This is a genomic window from Ferriphaselus amnicola (assembly GCF_000974685.2).
Taxonomy (GTDB): Bacteria; Pseudomonadota; Gammaproteobacteria; order Burkholderiales; family Gallionellaceae; genus Ferriphaselus; species Ferriphaselus amnicola.
In genome coordinates this window covers 1,103,874-1,123,997 of the sequence record NZ_AP018738.1, presented here as the reverse complement: position 1 = coordinate 1,123,997, position 20,124 = coordinate 1,103,874, and the positions used below count along the sequence as shown (strand labels likewise).

Genomic DNA, 20,124 nt, shown 5'->3' with positions numbered 1-20,124 from the left:
AGTCCGTCCACTTGCACGGCTACCGCCCACAATCCCCCAGCCACCGAACCACCACACGCCCGAACCATGAGATGCCGCGTTTCCATGAGTGAAGTTGCCACTGTCCACATACGCCAAGAGTTCGGCCCCTTACTCCCCGCGCTCAACCGGTCCAAGTTCACCCTAGCAACAGGCTCACTCCTCCTGCTACTGCTCAGTGCTTGCACCACCGATGGCTGGGATCGCCACGACACCATGCGCATGACCATCATCAACACCACCGACAACACCTACCGCAAAAATGGCGAATGGCGCTCGAACGCAGGCCCCTTGTCAGACAGTTTCGGCGGACTCGCATGCGACAACGCCGTCGGCGACATGCGCTACCACAGCGGAGAGTATTTCCTTTGGCATCTCGCGCCCAGCGACTCGACCTCACTACTGGGCATGAAAAAATGTGCAAGCAATGGGAATGGCGAACCGAGTTGCGCTGAAAATTTGCAACTCTGTGGAAGAAAAGTCCGGATCAAATGCCTAACTACCGAATACTGCGGCCAGCAGGGCGAGCCATCCCTACTCTCGCAGATCAATCACAACGTACCGCCCATCAACAACTACCTACCGAATGTGTATGTCGATGAACTCACCCGACAAGTAGGCAAATATCCCAAAGCCACCCCATCGATGGTGCTCTACATCACCGATTTCTGCCCTGCCTCGCACTCGGACAACAAACGCAGCAGGCAATGCCAAGGGCCGCAGATCGACGTTTCCCCCCCCGCATTCTTGCTAATGGGAAAAACCAACGACCAAGGCTACATCAACACGAATGTAAAAATTTCCGTCGAAATACTGGACGCCAACGATACTACCCCAGCCGGGCCAGAATATCGCTAAGCCACTCAGCGATCCAGCGGACTGACCACACCGCGCCCGCCCTTGTTAAGCACATGCGTGTAAATCATCGTGGTCTGCACATCCTTGTGGCCCAACAATTCCTGCACCGTGCGTATGTCGTAACCGTTTTGCAAAAGATGCGTGGCGAAGGAGTGGCGCAACGTGTGTGGAGACACCGGCTTAGCGATCTCAGCCAGCTTGGCCGCTTCGCGCACCGCCCGCTGCACACTAGCCTCATACAAATGATGCCGCCGAATCACACCGGAGCGCGGATCAGTCGAGCGAGACACCGAGGGGAACACAAACTGCCAACCCCACGACCTACCCGCCTTGGGATATTTCCGTTCCAGTGCATCGGGCAACTGCACCTCACCAAATCCCTCCGCCAAATCGCGTTCGTGCAACGCCTTCACCCGCTCTAGATGCGCCTTAAGTGGCAACAGCAGATTTTCCGGCAACACCGTCACCCGATCTTTATTACCCTTACCCTGCCGCACAATAATCTCGCGACGCTCGAACTCCACGTCCTTCACCCGCAAGCGCAAGGCTTCCAGCAAGCGCATCCCCGTCCCATATAACAAACTGACGATAATTCCCATTGTGCCCGAAGTTGCACCGATCAGATGACGCACCTCGGTTTGCGTCAACACCACCGGCAAGCGCTTGGCCGTCTTTGCCGAAATCACCTCGTCCAGCCAAGGCAACTCGATATGCAGCACCTCCCGATACAGAAACAGCAAAGCCGATTTTGCCTGCCCCTGCGTCGAGGCCGAAACATTGCGCTCAGTAGCCAGATGCGACAGAAAGTCCCGCACCTCCTCAGCCCCCATCTCCCGAGGATGGCGCTTGTCATGAAACAGAATATAGCGCCGCGCCCAATCAACATACGCCTGCTCGGTACGAATGCTGTAGTGGCGCAAGCGGATCTCCGCCCGCATCCGGTCGAGCAGCTTGGGCGAATCTTGAGAAACTACTTGAGCATTCATCCGCGAATTTTTAGGCCGCCTATATCGGATGGCCTATATCCAAAGTTATAGTAACAATCTGGTTATATGTGGTTTTTTAACTTTTCTTTGACAAGCATACCGGATTTAGGCGACACTTCAACCAAATTATTTTGTCGTCTAAATTACTACAAGGGCTTCCCCGTCATTGCAACTGACCGGTTGGTCTTTAGGTTTTTGTCTCTACTGTTCTCTTGATCACGTTTGCTGACTTTCGTTGCCGATGCGAGGTGGTGAAGGACTGCCAAACTACAACCGGTCATGTTGAGCCTATTGCTCGGACCCTGATGAAAGACGCGCGCGGGGGCCTCATTCGTTAGCCGGGTTTGTGTATCTCCCCTGTAAATTGATCAGGTTCACCCCGCGCGGGTCCAACCCGCTCACATCATCGACGTTCGTCCTGCCGTGATTCGTTTCCTCCCTTTGCTATAGTCGGTTTTTGCTGGCCGTTCAGGCTGCATCGGCGGTGAGCCGGAACGCTTCGCCGTAGGTCAGCACCGCCCAGCACAGTCGGGCATTCTTGGCGGCGATGGCAATGGTGGCGCGCCAGTAGCCACGTCGCTCGACGAGGGCTCTGGCCCAGCGACTGTGGCGATCTTGTTTGTCTCCGAGGCTGTTGAGCACGGCGCGCGCACCCAGCACCAGTAAACTTCGCAGGTAGCCGTCGCCGGCTTTGGTGATGCGTCCGAGCCTAGCTTTGCCGCCGCTGCTGTATTGGCCGGGAACCAGACCGAGCCAAGCCGCCAACTGGCGGCCATGCTTGAAGTCGTGGCCGTGACCGATGCTGGCGACAAGTGCAGTGGCGCTGGTCGGGCCGATGCCCGGCAGTTGCATCAGGCGGCGGCAGCGGTCGTCTGCGCGTGCCGATTCGGCCATGGCGCGGTCGTATTCGTGGATGCGTTCGTCCAGCCGGTCGGCGTGCTCAAGCATGTCGCCCACACAGCGGTTGGCCCAGCTTGGTAGGTCTTCCAGATGTGCACCGATCTCTCGCCGCAGGCGTTCGACCTTTTGCGGCAGGATGATGCCGAACTCGGCAATCAATCCGCGTATCCGGTTGTACAACGCGGTCCGTTCTTCGACGAACCCCTGCCGGGTGCGGTGCAGGGTAAGGGTGGCTTGCTGGTGTTCGTCCTTGATCGGCACAAATCGCATCTGTGGGCGGGTGACGGCTTCGCAGATGGCGGCAGCATCCGCCGCATCATTCTTGCCGCGCTTCCCGCTCATCCGGTACGGCGTGACGAACTTCGGCGCAATCAGCCGCACGGTGTGACCAAACTGCCGGAACTGCCGCGCCCAGTGATGCGCGCCCGTGCAGGCTTCCATGCCGATCACGCATGGCGGCAACTGGGCAATCAGTGGCAACAACTGATCTCGCGACACCTTCGGCTTGACCAACTCGGCTCGTCCAGCCTCATTAACGCCATGAACTGCAAAAACATTCTTGGCAAGATCGATCCCAATCGTGATAATGCTCATGACTTTCCCCTCCTGTTCGGTTTAGATGAAAACGTCCATTTCCATCTTGGCACTTTTGATGCCGTTCGCGGTAACTTCACCGCTCCTTCGGGACGGGGAAGTCCCTTTCATTCGTTAGGCGGCCACAAATATGACCGACCGCGACCTCTTACGAGAACAATGGCAAACAGTCGCTCATGCTTTGAAAATTGAGTTCGTTGGCCCTTTTATGTTCCCTCTCAAGAACGGGCATTACGAGTTTGCCTGCCTCCTGCCGCAATTCGGAAGCGAACGTGGAATGCTCATTGACGTGGAGTACGTGCGAGACGCGTTTGCTGAGGCCATAAGTGCTGGGTTCGCATGCTCATCAATGCTTGCTGAAGAACACCACTTGCCGATTGATCCTGCGGATTACATTAATTGTCTTGTGGACTGGGGGTGGTCTGCCAAAGAGCCGCCGCCAGAGTGGTATCACAATGCCACCTAACCCTACGGTCAAGTTCGCCCTTCTGGCTGGGACTGCGCTAAAGCGCAGCCCCTTACCTTCACGTTATACATAAGCCCCACAGAGCCGCATGTGGGGAACGAACATTGGGGTTACTACCCCCAATGGCTGCGGTCTAGTAAACCGCTTAAGGTGCGTATTCTGCAATGGACGTAACGGTTGTGCTGTTGCTATCCCGAGGCTGTGCCAGTAAGTTTGCAGAACAAGCCGCCGCTCAAGGCCATTCGCGGTAAGCCAAGAGCAAGCGCCCAGCAAGGCGCTATATAAATCCCGCAGGCCACATTTCTTATGCGCGGCCTGAGGTGCACCGATGGCCGCTCATTCAAAGGTTAATCCAATGATAGAGCTAACCATCAAGGCTAAATTGAGCCATAGGCAGTTACAGCTAATCGTCTTTCTGCTTATGGTTCTAATTTAGTCGGTATCACCCCAGCCTCTTCGGAGGCTGGGCTTTTATTTCTTGCGTAAGGCTTATGTATAACCTTACGTTCAAGCCGACGCCTATCGGCGCGGCTTAACTACACGTTGGGCGTCTAACGCATGAACTCCCGAATCTGGCAGTACGGAAGCCAAACCCAGTCCGCTCCTCTTTTGTCGGCAGTGTTTGGGAACAGTGCCTGCCCATGCTGTAAAAACAGTCCATCGCTCTCGGTCACTGATCGGAAGGATGAATCTGACGGCCGAAGGTATTCCCAGTACATCAAGGTAATGCGTTGCGAGTCTTGCGGCTGGTGGTTTGCGTCCAATGACACCTGGGACAGTTCATGCGGATCGTTACCTAACAGTGCAATTCGAATCCTCACCGCAACAGGTGCCGCTCTACGCACGTTTTCTTCCGGGCCAGATGAGCAGCAGTTGGCCGCCCTCGAAAGTGAGATTGAAGCGCATCTACTTGGTCGCGGTTCTTCAACCGCATGGGCTGCTCTAGAAGACGTGACCAAGGGCGTGTTCCGCGAATTCGGTTACGACGCCCGAGTGACCGCAAGATCAAAGGATGGCGGCATTGACGTCATCGTTGATCATAACGACCACGGTGATGTTTACGCCCAGGTCAAACACACCAAGAACAAGGTTGGCGTGCGTGTCCTTAGGGAACTCATTGGAACAATGGCAATCAATGGCGCCACCAATTCTCTGCTTGTCACTTCGTCCCATTTCACTCGCGGAGTGACCAAAGAACAAGCCCTCGCGGCGCAGAGAGGTTTTGTGGTTGAACTCGTTGACGGTGGCCGTTTGCTTGCATCGCTTAATCTGGCCTATCGACGTAGCCCGCCTACGATTGCCGAAGTGATGGCTGTTGCTAAGCCAACCGTTGAGCTAATCCGTGGTGAGGTCGACATATGACCGCCAGACGCCCAACCCGCCGCTCGAGAGGGACCGCCGAGAAGCTGCGCTTCTCGGTTCCCTCCGCGGCTTCGCCGCTCCGGCGGCCCCTCAGCTAGCACGTTGGGCGCCATAAATCATGTCCACCTTAACCATCATGTTTCTGCTCGCAATAGCCGTTCTATTGGGTTGTGCCTCGATGGGCCGCTTACCTGGACAATTCGGTGATCGAGCGTGCCAAGGTCGAGGGTGGCGCAGTGCCTTCCCCACTGCACCAAAGGCTGAGATTCGCGAGTTCTTGGCGCTCTTTGCCGAAGCATTCGCGTTCCCGAACAAAGAAAAGCTGAAGTTCAGTCCCGACGACAAAATTCTGTCAGTTTACCGGACGCTATATCCAAGCCGCTGGACACCGGATGCGCTTGAGGTGGAAACCCTCGCCAAAGACATCGAAGCAAAGTACGGGTTGCAGTTCTCAAGCGTTTGGAGCGAAAACCTTACGCTCGGCGAGCTGTTTGCAAAGGTTCAAGAAAGGCGGTCCTCATGACGCCCAACCCTTCCATCGAGAGGGACCGCCTATCGGCGGCCCCTCATGTCCAACGTTAGCAAAATATGTCACCGACAACTTTTCGCAGTTTAATAATTTTCTCTGTTCTGCTCGATATTGCATCAGCAGCGGTTGATGCCATTATCCCAAACTTGATCCCTAGTTCACTGACGCAGGCATATGAAAACGTACAAACACCCGCCATATCCGAAAATCCTCTGTGGCTTGCCCTCTTGGTAACTCTCCTGCTCATGGCTTTAGTAAGCGCTTTTGGACTGCTTTTTTTCAAGAGGTGGGCACGCATGCTATCCCTCTACTCTACAGTTTTGATTTATGTGATTTACCCATTTTTTGGTATTACCCTGGCCTCAGGGTGGGCTAACGCATTAACTGAATTGTCAGCTACCATTTGGGGCGCTGTGTTGGCGATTGCTTATTTTTCATCTCTCAGTGAACGTTTCGCCAAGGAGCAGAAAAATGCGTGCTAACCCGCCGTTCGAGAGGGACGGCGCAAAAGCGCGCCGCCCCTCAACTCTACGATAAGGTGTTCATGAATTTCCCATTCTTCATTGCTGCATCTGTCCTGCTGTTGGTCGGTGCATATCAAGTGTGGATTACATTTAGGCTTGCTAAAGCCGTGGAGTACAGCCGAGTTCAAAAACTATCTCAGTTTGCGCTCATCTGGCTCATTCCAATACTTGGCGCGGCGGTAGTTCACTTCGTGCTGGCTAGTAGTTCCCAGCCGGAACAACCAGCAGATCGCGCGTTCATCCGACAGGGAGAGAACCATCCAGACTACCCGCCGTTTGTGGGGCACGATGACTAAGCGAAAGACGCGCTGGGTGTCTATAACCCTAACCTGTCATTCAAGCGGGTCGCGCCTTCGGCGCGCCCCTTAATTCGTTAGCCATCATCATGACGCGCCTGCTTCCATTTCTTATGGTTCTGGTTACTACCGTGGCCAGCGCAAAAGACCTGAGCGAGTTCTCGGTGCCAAGCGACGACTATTTAGTTACCGCGCGTCATGTTTCCGAGGGGCCAATAGTCAATGGTCAGATTGTTATGTGGGTTGGGAAGGTAGAAGATGTTTCAGTCCGCCAACGGGCGGATGGTGCAACAACGCTCGAATGGTTCTGTGAACAACATCTCTTCGAGGTAGCACCTCAGCTACCGTTGGTCGAGCCGCTACTGCTGAAGGCTGAGCCAACAGGGCACTTCGTCATTACGCTGCATCTACCCACGCTCTCGGTTTCTGAAGTCGAGGAAAAGATCGTCAAATCTCTGAAGTCCCCCGCCTGGGTGCTTGTTCGCGGCGAGCCAGTCTTTGCTGAAGAATGGAAGGGAATCAAGGCTGTGTTTTTACACTCGCTTACCGCCACTGTATCTGACACAGTGAAAGTGGAGTTGGCGAAGTGATGGCTAACCTATCAATCGAGCGGCCTGCGCGAAAAGCCGCGCAGGCCGCTCATTTCCACGTTGATCCGCATGAAACCACTTTCGCTTGCTAAGCTCGCCGTGGCAGCGGCGTTCTTAAGTCTCGTGGGGTGGTCTCTCTTAGATGAGCCGACTTCCCAAAATAAGCAACTCGCTGATTCGGTCGCCGGATACTTTGCAATGGAGCTTGGCGGGCTACCGGAACTTTCCTTGGAAAAGCCAGTAGAAGGTGGAAGGTCATACGCTCACCACGCAGCCACAGGAAACGTGGTCGTCCTTGCACTCTATGGCTTCAGGACCGAGGAAGACGTGCAGAAGGCAAGAGAAGCCGCGCGGCGCAGCTTTGAAAAGTTTCCTTCCTTGGCGGCCATCTCGCTGGTCTTCTATACGCAGATGCCATTCTGGTCACTGGCGGACGGTTCCTTCAGCCACGGGAAAGCTCTGTTCGTCAGCCGCGAACTTATCAACCGTCCGCACTGAACTCGCATGCAGCCTAGATAAGCGGGGACAGACCACGGTTTTCCACCTCCAGTTGACGTGACGAATTTCGGCGCGATCAGCCGCACGGTGTGACCAAACTGCCGGAACTGCCGCGCCCAGTGATGTGCGCCCGTGCAGGCTTCCATGCCGATCACGCACGGCGGCAACTGGGCAATCAGTGGCAACAACTGATCTCGCGAAACCTTCGGCTTGATCAACTCGGCTCGTCCAGCCTCATTCACGCCATGAACTGCAAAAACATTCTTGGCAAGATCAATCCCTATCGTGATAATGCTCATGACTTTCCCCTCCTGTTCGGTTTAGATGAAAACGTCCATTTCCATCTTGGCACTTTTGATGTCGTTCGCGGTAACTTCACCGCTCCTTCGGGACGGGGAAGTCCCTTTCATTCGTTAGGCAACAAGCAAATGGCGCCCGAAGATCAACCTGATGTCCAATTTACGATCACTTCCGACGAAGCTATTGTTTTGTTCGAGTTTCTTCAACGATTTAGCAACACGGATAAATTGGGCATCGAGGATCAAGCTGAAGAACGGGCACTCTGGAACCTCTGCTGCGTTTTTGAAAAGCACCTAGCCATGCCGTTTGATGAAGGCTATCCAGAGTTGTTGCGTGAGGCGCGGGAGCGGTTGCGCGATGAACTCTAGTCTGCGGCTTAACTCGGCGCTCAACTTCGCGCCTTTCATGCCTTGAACGCTGCGCAATAAAACCGCTCAGCGCCGGTTAGCTTTACGTTCTACCTTGGAGGTACAGTGAAATACTTTACGACTGAATGGTGGGAAAATGGCTGTGAAGAGGCTCAGCCTCTCTTTGACAAGTACGAGGCATATATCTCGTCGATTCAGTCGGCATTGCCACCCGCACTTGTGAGCCTCCACTCTGCCTATACCCTTCACGATTCCGAAGTGAAGCGAATCCACTCCAACTTCCCCGAAGGGACGCTTTTCTTGGAGCTGAGCGGAATGGATCTGGAGTTTTACGATCCGGTCCGCTACAAGCTCGAATTTAGAGACGTATCAGAGTTTGAACAGCAATTCCCAAGGCAGGAATGTGTGAAGAAGGAACTTGGGGCGCTTGGCTATTGGGAAATCGAGAAGGTGAATGGAGGCATTGAGGTGCGGATGCTGTTCGTGTCAACCGCCGAGTTTAGAATTGTCTTCCGTGACTTCGAGTTCACGCATGAAAAAATTCCGGCATAACCACATGAAAATGCTCCAATCTCTGGGGCAAGCGGCTCAAGATACGCTGAGACGCCAGTTCCCTGAGCTTCAAGCTGTGCATGAAAAAGAGCCCCATTCGATGGGAGGCTTTGCTATATCGGTTTTTGACCATTGGCTGCATGATGAAAGCGAGTGGCATTTGATGGACTGCTACGCAGGACCTGAGCGTGCTGAACGAGATCGGAAGTTTCTTGGGCATTGGGAAGCGTTGTTTGATTCTACTGAGGTGTTCACCGTAAGGTGGCGCGGTCGGTGGCCGCGCAAATCGAAGTTGGTGATCAAGAAGTATCTCGACAAATCTGGCTTCCTTAGCCAATGTCGCTCCGATCCTCGTAAATCGTCCACGCAATTTGTTCTACTTCCAGAATATGACTGCATTTTCGTGGCCTCATGGGATGACACGAACGTTTGCTTCTTCAACTCTCGAGAACGAGCAGAACCCGTCATTTCCCTTGCAAAGCGGTGTGGCTTGCACTGCCTTGAATTCGATGCATAAGCCTAACCCTTTAATCAACACGGACGCGCTAACGTACGCCGGTTAGCTCTCCACGAAATGAAAAAACCGGAGCCTTGATCTCGATGCTTTCCACCTTCACCATTGACGATGATTTGTCTTCCCAAGACTCGGGCGGTATTGAGGTAATCTTGGAGCTTGAGAATGGAACCCGCCGCTGGTGCTATTTTATGACTCCAAAAGCATTAGCGGCCTGTGGCGACTGGATAGATGGAACGCAGATCAAGATTCATTACGCTTCGCCATATATGATCGTTGTTGCTGATCAATTGACTGAAGAGGTCATAGAAAACGCGCTCAAACATATCGACCGCGCTGGAGAGATCGAGAAGTGTTCCCTTGCCATTGACTAGGAAATTTCTTGACCAGAGATGTTGAGTGTCACCTCGACCCAACTCGTCGTTCAACCTCATTTCCCTGTGTGTTATCTGTTTCGGCCTGCAAGCAATAAAGTGCGAGAGGTGTATGATAATCGCCTCGAAAATGAATGCGGCATTGCGCGACTAGCTCAAGACTCATTCTCCGGTACGATAGATTCACTGAGGATATCTCATGGAACTAGACGATCAGATTTTCAATTCCCTGCTCAAGTACACCAAAGCCCTGTCTGTTGCTTTGGGTTACCGGGATCTTTTAACGCGACTTCATTCCGAACGTGTGCATGGCCTTTCCAAGAAGATTGGAGAGCATTGTGGTCTGACGAATAATGAAATGAATGTTCTCAACATTGCCTCTTCGTTCCACGACATCGGCAAGATCGGAATACCTGACTACATCCTGTTGAAGCCTGCTCGATTTGATACCGCTGAATGGGCAATCATGAAACAGCACTCCGAAATCGGAGAAAGAATCATGCTCTCCACAGAGCTCGAAGGCTCGCAACAGGCTGCGATATTGATTCGTCACCACCACGAGCATTACAACGGCATGGGCTATCCAGACAAGCTTGCAGGCGAAAACATTCCGATCTGTTCCCGGATCATCTCCATCGCCGACAGCTACGACGCAATGGCGGTGACAAGGTCATACCATCAGGCGCGAACCCACGAAGAAATCATGGCGATCTTGCATGAAGAAGCTGGGGAAAAGCTTGATCCAGACCTCATGCATATCTTTTGCAAGGTGATTGAATCAAGCGAATTTAGAGCGACAAAATCCAACCAATCACTCAATACTGACTGTCCACCCTTGGAGGATTAGCCTTCGCAGAAGGGTCAGCCAGCTGTTTTCGCTACTCTCAGATTTTTAAGCCACTCCTGCTGAAAAGCCCGTTTTCGTTTTTTCTCTAGCACGCTGCGGATATGTGGGCGGGCTTCGTTGATCGTTAATACATTGGCTTCGGTGATTGCGTCGCAACTCAGGATGTGGAAACCGAGTTCCGATTCCAACACGCCGCTCACCTCCCCTGCTTGCATCTCAAATAAGGCGCTATCCAACACAGGGAATAGTTTGCCGCGTGGTAGGTCGCCCAGTTTTCCGCCATCCAGCGCGGTCGGGCATTCTGAATGTTTGAGGGCTTGCTCCTCGAAGCGTTGCGGTTCTTTGGCCAAGCGCATGGCGATGGCTTCGATACGCAGACGGGCTGTCACCCGGGTATTCTCGGCGATAGTTTCGTTGATGGTGATCAGGATGTGGCGCGCGAACCGAGTCTCTGGTCGCCTGAATTGGTTGGGGTGATACAGGTAGTACAACTCGACATCCGTATCCGTGACTTTACTCGACTCGGTCGCTACTTTTTCCAGAATGGCTTCGACTCGCAGCTCTCGCTCCAACGCGGCGGCAAAACTGGCTTCGTCCAGACCATTGCGTGCAAGATCACTGTCGAATTCTTCATCGCTCTGATAGCGTCCGCGTATTTCCTGCATCGCGGCATCCAGCGTAGAAGGTGGCACCATCGCATCTCGTGCTTCGGGGGCGGTCAGCACGCGTGCTTCCAGCTCATGCTGATTCTTTGCCATGCTCTGCACTCGCTCAAATTCGCTGGGTGGCAATGCTGAAATATCCTTGCCGTATAGCTTTTGTGCTGCCTTGAATGCCAGATAGGCGACAGCAGGTTCAGTGAGTTGTGACATCACGGCTCCTTATCCTCATAAACTTGGGTCGCCTCTAACGCTGACTCGGGTACTTGCAACACCTGATCTCGAAAGATGACTTGATACTGTACGCCGAGGACTTCGTCGCGCAGCACTTTCAAAATCTCACCTTCAGCGCCGGGAGTTACGCGTACCTCACCTCGTACGGCTAAGGTAATCCGGCTGCGCACTTTCTCGCGGCTCTCGAATTTACTGGGCACCCACAGTTCGTTGATACTGATCAGCTCTTCCTCTCGACACCCCACGATGCGCTGAAGTTCGAGGAAGTTGACGGTGTAGATCAACTGGTCTTGCAGGAAGGTGCCAACGTTCATCACGAAACCGGTCGAGCCGCGCCGTACCAGCAGCTGTCCCGGTGGCATACCGGGATAGGTGCCGTCGTTGCGCACGTTGCGAACGATGCGCACTTCGTCGCCAAATTCGTATTTAGGCAGCATCTTGCTTGTTCAACGTGATCGAACTCAGAGGCACGAACTTTGTTTGCGGCTCATGCATGTGGAACACTTTGAACACCTTTTCGGTCAGGGCATCCGAAATCACAAAGTCCTGATAGGCCTGTTGTAGCGTCGTGATATAGACCAGACGGCGCGCCGACTCCAGCTCGGGCAACACCGATTTGGCGATGTAATTGTGATAGCGCTGCAAGATATGCAGGCGATTCACTTGCACCACCGAAGGGTCGTATTCAATGCCGAAATAATCGAGAAAATCCTCGGCAGATACCAACTCTTCTAGCGCCTCATCCAGTGTCAGTTCGTCCATTTCCTACCCCTTTCCTTAGTTTCATCATTGACCGTTGATTGATACACCACCTCTAGCAAGGCTTTCCCACCGATGCGGTCGTGGCTGTCCAGCTCCACCAGTTTTTCCAGCATCGCTTGGCCAGTAGCTAGGTTTCCCAAGCGCAAGTGGATGTATCCCGTGGCTTTGAGCACCATCAAGTAGAAGCGCACCATTCCCATCGAACGCATCACGCCTGCACCCACATTGGCCTCGCACAGATACGCCCACGTGTCTGGAAATTCGAGCCGCTCGCCAGCCACCGCCAACGTGCTTTCTGCCACCAACAAAGCATCCTCTAGACGATGCTGGTAGAAGTAGTAGCGATATAAGGCAACCAATACCGTGAGGTGTCTTGGGGCGAGGAAGCTGGCTCTAAGCAACATGCTTTCGGCTTTTTCGCTTCCGTAATTCGCAGCTGCTAAGACGATCAGGTCGCTGATCTCGGGTGCCAGCGGCTCATCGAAATACAGTTCGGCTTGTTCAAAATCGAGCAGGTCCATCGTCATTCTTTCCTGAGTTTACGTGCTACTTCCGTACCACAAAGATCGTCCGCCTCACACGTCCGACATTGACCATCCACCGCGTCACCGTGTTTACGCAGCTGACCTTCCAGCACTTCGATGCGCTCCATCAGGCAGGCGATGGCACGCCCGACCGGGTCGGGGATCAGGTGATGGTCGAGGTTGATGCCGTAAATGTTGTCAGCACTGGCCTCTTCGGTGCGTAACACAATCTTGGCGGGAATGCCGACCACGGTGCGCTCGGCGGGCACGTCCTTCACGACTACGGAATTCGCACCGACTCGAACATTCTCGCCCAAGGTGATCGCACCCAATATCTTTGCTCCCGCGCCCACCACCACGCCGTCGCACAAGGTCGGATGACGTTTACCTTTGTTCCAAGTGGTGCCGCCTAACGTCACGCCGTGGTACAGCGTCACATCGTCGCCGATCTCGGCGGTCTCGCCGATCACCACGCCAGCGCCGTGATCGATGAAGAAACGCCGACCGATGGTCGCCCCCGGATGGATGTCGATGTTGGTGAGCAGCCGTGCGAACCAACCTAGCAGCCGCGCGGGATAACGCAGCCCAGATCGCCATAGCCGATGCGCGATGCGTTGCAACAAGATGGCGTGAACCCCCGGATAGGTGGTCAGCACCTCGAAGCGCGAACGTGCAGCGGGGTCACGCTGAAACACGCAGCTGACATCTTCGCGTAGCAGAGTGAATAGACTGATCCTTAATGCCGATGCAGCGAAGTGGCTGCTAGGGACTTCGGCCTCCATCTGTGCGACCAAGGGAATGGTTTTTTCCATGTTGCTCACCTTAGTGCACCGCACCTGGCGCACTGCGCCCGATGTAGCGCTGATACATGAACAGCAGTTCCTGATCCGCCGGTGAACGCTTGGCACGTTCGGCAAAACTACGAATGTCAGGCAGCAGCGCGCGGGCTTCGGCCTGACTCAGATTCAGTCCCATGCAGGCGTAGGCGGCGATCACACCGTGGGTTCCAGAATGCTTGCCCACCACCAATTTACGGCTGCGCCCGACTTCGCTGGGATCGAAGCCTTGATACGTGTCGGGGTCTTTGAGCAGACCATCGACATGTAATCCTGCTTCATGGGTGAACACGCCCTCACCGACCAGACTTTTTTGCCAATGCACTGGGCGACCGGAAGCGGCAGCGACCGCTTGCGACAGCGCCGGAAAGTGGGTCAGATCGATGCCAGTGTCCATGCTATAGAGTTTTTTCAACCCCAAGGCGACCTCTTCCAGCGGCGCATTGCCTGCACGTTCGCCCAGCCCGTTGACCGTGGTGTTGATGTGCGTCGCTCCCGCTAGCGCAGCGGCCAGACTATTGGCGGTGGCCAACCCGAGGTCGTCATGCGCGTGCATCTCGATCTCGATGTCCACTGCGCTGCGTAGCGATGAAATGAGCTTGTGTACGCCGAACGGCTCCATCACGCCCAGCGTGTCGGCGATACGGATGCGCTGAGCACCCGCCGCCTGCGCCGCTTCAGCCACGCGCAACAGGAACTCGGGATCGGCCCGCGATGCGTCCTCGCAACCTAGGATGATGCCCATGCCCTGTTCGCTGGCGAACGGCACGAGGTCGAAGATCGTCTCCAGCACCCAGTCGCGGTCGCGCCCCAGCTTTTTCTTCAGGTGGATATCGGACACCGGGATCGACAGGTCGAGCAGATGTACATCGACCAACTCTGCAGCGAGGATGTCCGGCTTGCACATGCGACACCAAGCAACCAGCTTGGCATTCAGATCAAGAGAGGCGACGGCATTGATGCTGTCGCGCTCCGCTTCTCCCATCGCCGGGATGCCGACTTCCAGCTCCGGTACGCCCAGCGCATCGAGTTGGCGCGCGATGTCCAGCTTCTCCTCTAGCGTGAACGCCACCCCAGCGGTCTGTTCGCCGTCGCGCAGGGTGGTGTCATCGATGATGATGGAGCGGAACATGATGTTGACCTAGGCGTAAGTCGGCGCGAACGCCTTGTCCGGCTCAGCCTTAGGCTTATCGCCATCCCAGTACGGCGACAGCTTGCGCAACTGAGCGATGATCTCAGGCACGACCGCGATCACACGATCCACCTCGGCCTCGGTGCTGTAACGCGACAGCGAGAAGCGCACCGTGCCGTGGGCGGCGGTATAAGGAATACCCATCGCACGCATCACGTGGCTAGGTTCGAGCGAGCCGGAAGTACATGCCGATCCGCTCGACGCAGCGATGCCGAATTTGTTGAGCAGCAGCAAGATGGCCTCGCCTTCGATGTATTCAAAGGCGATGTTGCTGGTGTTAGGCAACCGATCATCGGGGTTGCCGGTGACGAAAGAACTTGGCACTTTCGCCAGAATGCCCGCCTCCAGCTTGTCGCGCAGACGTGCCACTTCGGTGTTTTCGAAAGCCATCGCTTCCAGCGCCATCTCAGCCGCTTTGCCCAAACCAACGATGGAGGTGGTGTTCTCGGTACCCGCACGGCGGCCACGCTCCTGGTGCCCGCCTCGCAGCAAGGGACGGAAGCGCACGCCTCGTTTGAGATACAACACGCCGATACCTTTGGGCGCGTGCAACTTATGACCAGACACCGACAGCATGTCGATCTTGGTGTCTTTCAGATTCAGCGGCACTTTGCCCACGGCCTGCACCGCGTCGGTGTGGAACATCGCTCCGGCCGCATTGGCTAGCTCGGCCATCTCAACCACCGGAAAAAAGGTGCCGGTCTCGTTGTTCGCCCACATCACCGACACCACAGCCACCTGATCGGTCAGCAATTTCTTGTACTCGTCCAAGTCGAGGCGACCTTTACCGTCCACTTTGAGGTAGTGCACTTTGTAACCTTCTTTTTCAAGGTACGCGCACAAGGTCAGAATGGCGGGATGCTCGACGGTCGTTGTGATGATCTCTTTTCGCTCGGGCTGCGCCTTCAAGGCGGAGAGAATCGCGGTGGAATCCGACTCGGTGCCGCAGGAGGTGAAGATGATTTCAGAGTCATGCTCTGCACCTAGCAACTCCTGAACTTGCATCCGCGCCTTTTTGATCGCAAGGCCCACCTTGTTACCAAAGCTGTGCATGGACGAGGGGTTGCCGAACTGCTCGGTGAAATAAGGCAGCATTGCCTCCACCACCTTCTCATCTACGCGAGTGGTGGCGTTGTTGTCGAAATAGATGCCTTCCATTCTCAATTCCTTTCAGTTCTGAGTGCTGAGTACCGAGTTCTGAGTGCTAGGCCGAGGGCTCTTTACTCGATACTCTGCACTCATTACTTGTTTAAGGTTGGCAAGCAGCGCGGCTCAATGCACCGGCCTTGGTCGGCACGATCTTGATGAATTCTTTCAGCTCTTCCATCAATTTCTGCTGAATGCCTTGCAGCGTCAGTGCCTCCATCTGGCAGCCCGCACACGCACCGGTCATGCTTACGTAGATGGTCTTGCCGTCCACATCCAGCAGTTCGATGTCGCCGCCGTCGCGCTTCAGTTGCGGACGCACGGATTCCAGCACGGCTTCGATCTTCTTGATGCGCTGCAGGTTGGTCATACCGACAGGTGCGGCCTCTTCTTTAGCCGGGGTTCCTGGCTTGAATGCTTCGCCGCGTTCACTCATCACCTTGACTAGGATTTCTTCGATGCCTTCGTGACACGACGAACAGCCACCGCCCGCCTTGGTATAGTTGGTCACGTCTTGCACCGAACTGAGGTTGTTGGCGCGGATAGTGTCTTCGATCAACACGGCGTCGATGGCAAAGCATTTGCACACCAGTGCGCCTTCTTCGTGATCGTCGCTCCACACTTCGCCACGATAGTTGGCCACGGCCGCTTGCAGCGCCTCGCGTCCCATCACCGAGCAGTGCATCTTTTCCGGCGGCAAGCCGTCGAGGTAGTCGGCGATATCCTGATTGGAGACTTTGAGCGCCTCGTCCAGCGTCTTGCCCTTGATCATCTCGGTCAGCGCGGAGCTGGAGGCGATCGCCGAGCCGCAGCCAAAAGTCTGGAAATGTGCGTCGAGGATGATGTCGGTCTCAGGTTCGACCTTAAGCATCAGGCGCAGCGCATCGCCGCAGGAGATCGAGCCAACATCGCCGACGCCATTGGCATCTTCCAGCGGGCCTGCGTTGCGCGGCTCAAAAAAGTGCTCTTTAACTTTGTCCGAGTAATCCCACATGGCGTTATCCTTAGGCTGAGAAAGAGGAACCGCACGCGCAGCTGGAGCTGGCATTCGGGTTTTCAAATTTGAAGCCGCTGCCACTCAGACTATCGACGAAATCAACTGTCACACCTTCCAGCAGCGGAGCTGACAAAGGATCGACTAGCAAAGTCACAGCGCCGTATTCCAAGATGGTGTCATCTTCATTCTTGGCTTGCTCCAGCGACATTCCATACTGAAAACCAGAACAGCCACCACCTGAGATGGCGATGCGCAGCCCAGCAACGGGAACATCCGAACCTTTGATGAATTTTTCAACCGCAGAGATTGCGTTGGGGGTCAGGTTAATCATGTTTAAGCTCCTAATCAGTGGTGTGTGTCTGATTCATCGCAAGCACTGTGCCAACTTACATGATTGACGCAGCTATATGATTATATTGATATGATAACTTTGAAATTGCCCAACCCACGTGTATGGAACTCGACGCATACTGGTCGTTGTAGGGTTTGCAACAAGATGGATGTCAACCTCAGCGCGGATGAGCTTTCTGATTTTCAGCTGAGGTGATATTGGAGGTGATACTTTACAAAGCACGGCGCTTTGCACGGCTAGCGAGCTTCAGCTTGCGCCTTAGCTCGCCGCCAAAACTCGCTCTCATGTTCTTCGTGATGAAGTCATCAATCAGCGGAGGATCAGTTGGCTTTTAGCTGCCAGGCTGAGTGACACGCGACGCATTTGGACATCGTAGTCGATAGCATCCCCAGCAGCTCAGGGGCAGGCTTGCCGCTTTCCGCTGCGGCCGCTAGGTCATCCATATCGTGGTGAACGCTCATGCCCAACGACTTGAACTCCAACGGCAGCTTCGCCATCAAGGCTGGATTCACATCCACTGCCGATGCCATGCCGACAGCACGAGCAGACTGCGCCACGTGTTTCATGTCATTCTGCTGTATGCCTTGAACCACACCTTGAGTCGCAACCAATAGGCTACGCATCTCCCCCAAGATCAGACTCCGCTCACCTGCTTCCAATACGATGGCATTACGGCCATCGCTACCGACTTCGGTATTGCCGTGCACAAAAAACCAGGAAAACACACCGGCAGTTGCCACCCACAAAATGACTGCAATCAATCCGATACGGCTATTAAACATGGTGAATCTCCAAAGGGTGTTATAAGGAGCTGCAAGATACGGGCAAAGCGCGGGAGCGTCTGTGCGTAAAGTCACTGAATGATATTGACCTCGCATAACTCACGAGCTGATTAGGCAGTGATATGATGCCGATTCGACTATCAGCTAGGAGCAGCTTCGTGAGTATCCGCACCGTTTCCACCCAGCCTTTCACCGATCAAAAACCCGGCACTTCCGGTCTGCGCAAACGAGTCCCAGCTTTCCAAGTTCCAAACTATCTAGAGAATTTCGTACAAAGCATCTTCGACAGCATCTCTGCCCCGACCGGAGCGACTTTGGTCGTGGGCGGTGACGGGCGTTACTACAACCGCGAGGCGATCCAGATCATTTTGAAGATGGCCGCTGCCAATGGCTTTGGAAAAGTGTTGGTGGGACGCGGCGGCATTCTCTCTACGCCAGCCGCCTCCTGTGTGATCCGAAAATATGCGACCTTCGGCGGCATCATCCTTTCAGCCAGCCACAACCCCGGCGGCCCAGACGGCGATTTCGGCATCAAGTACAACAGCAGCAACGGCGGCCCGGCCACCGAAACTGTGACCGAGGCGATCTTCGCCAAGAGCAAAACCATCAGCAGCTATAAAACCTTCGATGCGGCAGACGTTGCGCTCGACACCTTGGGCAGTTCGACTCTGGGAACGATGCAAGTTGAAGTGATCGACCCAGTCAACGATTATGCTGAGTTGATGGAGTCGCTATTCGATTTCCCCGCCATCCGTGCGCTGCTCGCCAGTGGCTTCCGTATCAAGTTCGATGCCATGCACGCCGTCAACGGCCCCTACGCCCAAGCTATTCTAGAAGGACGTTTGGGTGCGGTGGCGGGCAGCGTGATGAATGGCGTGCCACTGGAAGACTTCGGTGGCGGTCACCCCGATCCGAACCTGACCTACGCTCATGACTTGGTCGAGATCATGTATGGCGACGGTGCGCCCGATTTCGGGGCCGCCTCCGATGGCGACGGTGATCGCAACATGATTCTGGGCAATCATTTCTTCGTCACCCCATCGGACAGCCTTGCCCTGCTTGCCGCGAATGCCACGCTGATTCCCGGCTACAAGAATGGTCTAGCTGGCGTGGCTCGCTCCATGCCTACCAGCGCAGCGGCTGACCGCGTAGCAGCGGCACTGAATATCCCCTGCTTCGAAACGCCAACGGGCTGGAAATTCTTCGGCAATCTGATGGATGCTGGCCGCGTCACCCTGTGTGGCGAAGAGAGCTTCGGCACTGGCTCCAGCCATGTGCGCGAAAAAGATGGTCTGTGGGCCGTGTTGTTCTGGCTGAACATCCTCGCCGCCCGCAAGCAATCCGTCGAAGCCATCGTGCGTGAACATTGGGCCAAGTACGGACGCAACTTCTATTCGCGTTACGACTACGAAGGACTGCCCACCGAGGCCGCCAATGGTGTGATGAGCCATCTGCGCGATAGTTTTGCCACGCTTACTGGCAAGGCGTTCGGCAACTACACCGTCGCCACCTGCGACGACTTCAGCTACACCGATCCAGTGGACGGCAGCGTCAGCACCAAGCAAGGCATCCGCATCCTGTTCGCCGACGGCTCCCGCATCATCTTCCGTCTCTCCGGCACCGGCACCGAAGGCGCGACCTTGCGTGTGTACCTCGAAGCCTATGAAGCCGACGTCTCCCGCCACGGACTGGACGCGCAGGAAGCGTTGAAAGAGCTGATCGGGATTGCGCTGCAACTGTCGGAACTGAAGACCAGAACCGGACGTGAGCAGCCTACCGTGATTACCTGATTTCGTTATACGGCGTGGGAGAAGCACAGCGTTGCCCACGCCGTTCAGACTATCCCCCTGAACCAGTCAGCCATCAGCGCACGCATTTTATGTGCTGGTGCAAAATGCATGGAATAGCCACACTATCTGCAGTACTATCTGCGACCTGATACGCCGAACGAAGTCCCTACACTTGCAAGCACGGAGGATAGAATGGATTCGAGCCTAAAACCAATTGATGCTCTGCGTCGGATTGACGAATACAGGTGCATCGAGTGTGGTCACACCAATTGCA

General features: G+C 54.9%; 26 protein-coding genes and 1 pseudogene. 14 read left to right on the top strand and 13 right to left on the bottom strand.

The annotated features are described in order from the left end of the window. Positions 1–84 precede the first annotated feature (84 nt). Entirely contained in the window at positions 85–876 is a 792-nt protein-coding gene (locus OYT1_RS05405) for a hypothetical protein (protein WP_062627654.1), read from the top strand. A 5-nt stretch (positions 877–881) separates the two neighbouring features. Here the strand turns inward: OYT1_RS05405 and OYT1_RS05400 are convergent, their stop codons facing one another. Both OYT1_RS05400 and OYT1_RS05395 read right to left on the bottom strand, forming a co-directional pair. Continuing rightward, positions 882–1,862 (bottom strand): integron integrase, encoded by a 981-nt coding sequence (locus OYT1_RS05400; RefSeq protein ID WP_062627653.1) that lies wholly within the window; start codon positions 1,860–1,862, stop codon positions 882–884. 468 nt (positions 1,863–2,330) lie between these two features. After that, positions 2,331–3,356, bottom strand: a complete 1,026-nt coding sequence (locus tag OYT1_RS05395) for an IS110 family RNA-guided transposase (protein WP_062627780.1) — start codon at positions 3,354–3,356, stop codon at positions 2,331–2,333. 130 nt (positions 3,357–3,486) lie between these two features. On the opposite strand from OYT1_RS05395, the gene OYT1_RS05390 reads away from it, so the two are divergent. The 7 genes from OYT1_RS05390 (at position 3,487) to OYT1_RS13635 (ending at position 7,621) form a co-directional block, all read left to right on the top strand. Beyond that, positions 3,487–3,822, top strand: coding sequence for a hypothetical protein (locus tag OYT1_RS05390; protein WP_119283482.1), 336 nt, complete (start codon positions 3,487–3,489; stop codon positions 3,820–3,822). A gap of 873 nt (positions 3,823–4,695) precedes the next feature. Next, positions 4,696–5,184, top strand: coding sequence for a restriction endonuclease (locus tag OYT1_RS13640; protein ID WP_062627614.1), 489 nt, complete (start codon positions 4,696–4,698; stop codon positions 5,182–5,184). Positions 5,185–5,302: 118 nt separating this feature from the next. Then, complete coding sequence (locus OYT1_RS05380; RefSeq protein WP_062627615.1) at positions 5,303–5,707, top strand: hypothetical protein; 405 nt, start codon at positions 5,303–5,305, stop codon at positions 5,705–5,707. A 65-nt stretch (positions 5,708–5,772) separates the two neighbouring features. Further along, the gene (locus tag OYT1_RS05375; protein ID WP_062627616.1) at positions 5,773–6,195 is read left to right on the top strand and encodes a hypothetical protein; all 423 of its coding nucleotides are present in this window, start codon (positions 5,773–5,775) and stop codon (positions 6,193–6,195) included. Then, entirely contained in the window at positions 6,189–6,533 is a 345-nt protein-coding gene (locus tag OYT1_RS05370) for a hypothetical protein (protein WP_062627617.1), read from the top strand. Before OYT1_RS05375 ends, OYT1_RS05370 begins: the two co-directional genes overlap by 7 nt. An 89-nt stretch (positions 6,534–6,622) precedes the next feature. Further along, a complete protein-coding gene (locus OYT1_RS05365; protein WP_062627618.1) occupies positions 6,623–7,123 on the top strand; it encodes a hypothetical protein in 501 nt (166 codons plus the stop codon). Positions 7,124–7,192: 69 nt separating this feature from the next. Further along, entirely contained in the window at positions 7,193–7,621 is a 429-nt protein-coding gene (locus tag OYT1_RS13635) for a hypothetical protein (RefSeq protein WP_062627619.1), read from the top strand. Positions 7,622–7,677: 56 nt separating this feature from the next. Here the strand turns inward: OYT1_RS13635 and OYT1_RS05360 are convergent. Further along, positions 7,678–7,920: pseudogene (locus OYT1_RS05360) on the bottom strand (IS110 family transposase); the annotation flags it as partial. Positions 7,921–8,049: 129 nt separating this feature from the next. Here OYT1_RS05360 and OYT1_RS05355 point away from each other — a divergent pair. The 5 genes from OYT1_RS05355 to OYT1_RS05335 all read left to right on the top strand — a co-directional run bounded on the left by OYT1_RS05355 (position 8,050) and on the right by OYT1_RS05335 (position 10,576). Then, positions 8,050–8,289, top strand: coding sequence for a hypothetical protein (locus tag OYT1_RS05355; protein WP_062627650.1), 240 nt, complete (start codon positions 8,050–8,052; stop codon positions 8,287–8,289). A 105-nt stretch (positions 8,290–8,394) separates the two neighbouring features. Beyond that, complete coding sequence (locus OYT1_RS05350) at positions 8,395–8,841, top strand: DUF4085 family protein (RefSeq protein WP_062627620.1); 447 nt, start codon at positions 8,395–8,397, stop codon at positions 8,839–8,841. Continuing rightward, on the top strand, positions 8,822–9,358 hold the full coding sequence (locus OYT1_RS05345) for a hypothetical protein (RefSeq protein ID WP_197714109.1): 537 nt from the start codon (positions 8,822–8,824) through the stop codon (positions 9,356–9,358). Before OYT1_RS05350 ends, OYT1_RS05345 begins: the two co-directional genes overlap by 20 nt. 83 nt (positions 9,359–9,441) lie before the next feature. Continuing rightward, positions 9,442–9,729, top strand: a complete 288-nt coding sequence (locus OYT1_RS05340; RefSeq protein WP_062627622.1) for a hypothetical protein — start codon at positions 9,442–9,444, stop codon at positions 9,727–9,729. 199 nt (positions 9,730–9,928) lie between these two features. Next, the gene (locus OYT1_RS05335) at positions 9,929–10,576 is read left to right on the top strand and encodes an HD-GYP domain-containing protein (protein WP_062627623.1); all 648 of its coding nucleotides are present in this window, start codon (positions 9,929–9,931) and stop codon (positions 10,574–10,576) included. Between the two features lie 14 nt (positions 10,577–10,590). Here OYT1_RS05335 and nifM read toward each other — a convergent pair whose 3' ends face one another. The 10 genes from nifM to OYT1_RS05285 all read right to left on the bottom strand — a co-directional run bounded on the left by nifM (position 10,591) and on the right by OYT1_RS05285 (position 18,060). Then, the gene (gene nifM, locus OYT1_RS05330; protein ID WP_062627624.1) at positions 10,591–11,448 is read right to left on the bottom strand and encodes a nitrogen fixation protein NifM; all 858 of its coding nucleotides are present in this window, start codon (positions 11,446–11,448) and stop codon (positions 10,591–10,593) included. Beyond that, positions 11,448–11,906 (bottom strand): nitrogen fixation protein NifZ, encoded by a 459-nt coding sequence (locus OYT1_RS05325; protein WP_062627625.1) that lies wholly within the window; start codon positions 11,904–11,906, stop codon positions 11,448–11,450. The genes nifM and OYT1_RS05325 overlap by 1 nt, the downstream gene beginning before the upstream one ends. Further along, on the bottom strand, positions 11,896–12,231 hold the full coding sequence (nifW, locus tag OYT1_RS05320; RefSeq protein ID WP_062627626.1) for a nitrogenase-stabilizing/protective protein NifW: 336 nt from the start codon (positions 12,229–12,231) through the stop codon (positions 11,896–11,898). Before nifW ends, OYT1_RS05325 begins: the two co-directional genes overlap by 11 nt. Then, positions 12,219–12,752 (bottom strand): hypothetical protein, encoded by a 534-nt coding sequence (locus OYT1_RS05315; RefSeq protein WP_062627627.1) that lies wholly within the window; start codon positions 12,750–12,752, stop codon positions 12,219–12,221. The genes nifW and OYT1_RS05315 overlap by 13 nt, the downstream gene beginning before the upstream one ends. A 2-nt stretch (positions 12,753–12,754) precedes the next feature. Continuing rightward, positions 12,755–13,537 (bottom strand): serine O-acetyltransferase, encoded by a 783-nt coding sequence (gene cysE / locus OYT1_RS05310; protein WP_062627651.1) that lies wholly within the window; start codon positions 13,535–13,537, stop codon positions 12,755–12,757. A gap of 40 nt (positions 13,538–13,577) precedes the next feature. Then, positions 13,578–14,723, bottom strand: a complete 1,146-nt coding sequence (nifV, locus tag OYT1_RS05305; protein WP_062627628.1) for a homocitrate synthase — start codon at positions 14,721–14,723, stop codon at positions 13,578–13,580. A gap of 9 nt (positions 14,724–14,732) precedes the next feature. Beyond that, positions 14,733–15,941, bottom strand: a complete 1,209-nt coding sequence (nifS, locus tag OYT1_RS05300) for a cysteine desulfurase NifS (RefSeq protein ID WP_062627629.1) — start codon at positions 15,939–15,941, stop codon at positions 14,733–14,735. 91 nt (positions 15,942–16,032) lie between these two features. Continuing rightward, positions 16,033–16,923, bottom strand: coding sequence for a Fe-S cluster assembly protein NifU (gene nifU / locus OYT1_RS05295; RefSeq protein ID WP_062627630.1), 891 nt, complete (start codon positions 16,921–16,923; stop codon positions 16,033–16,035). A 10-nt stretch (positions 16,924–16,933) separates the two neighbouring features. Further along, entirely contained in the window at positions 16,934–17,257 is a 324-nt protein-coding gene (locus tag OYT1_RS05290) for a HesB/IscA family protein (RefSeq protein ID WP_062627631.1), read from the bottom strand. Positions 17,258–17,598: 341 nt separating this feature from the next. Beyond that, entirely contained in the window at positions 17,599–18,060 is a 462-nt protein-coding gene (locus OYT1_RS05285) for a hypothetical protein (RefSeq protein WP_062627632.1), read from the bottom strand. Positions 18,061–18,218: 158 nt separating this feature from the next. Between OYT1_RS05285 and OYT1_RS05280 the strand changes: the two genes are divergently transcribed. After that, the gene (locus OYT1_RS05280) at positions 18,219–19,850 is read left to right on the top strand and encodes an alpha-D-glucose phosphate-specific phosphoglucomutase (protein WP_062627633.1); all 1,632 of its coding nucleotides are present in this window, start codon (positions 18,219–18,221) and stop codon (positions 19,848–19,850) included. The last annotated feature ends 274 nt before the right edge of the window (positions 19,851–20,124 follow it).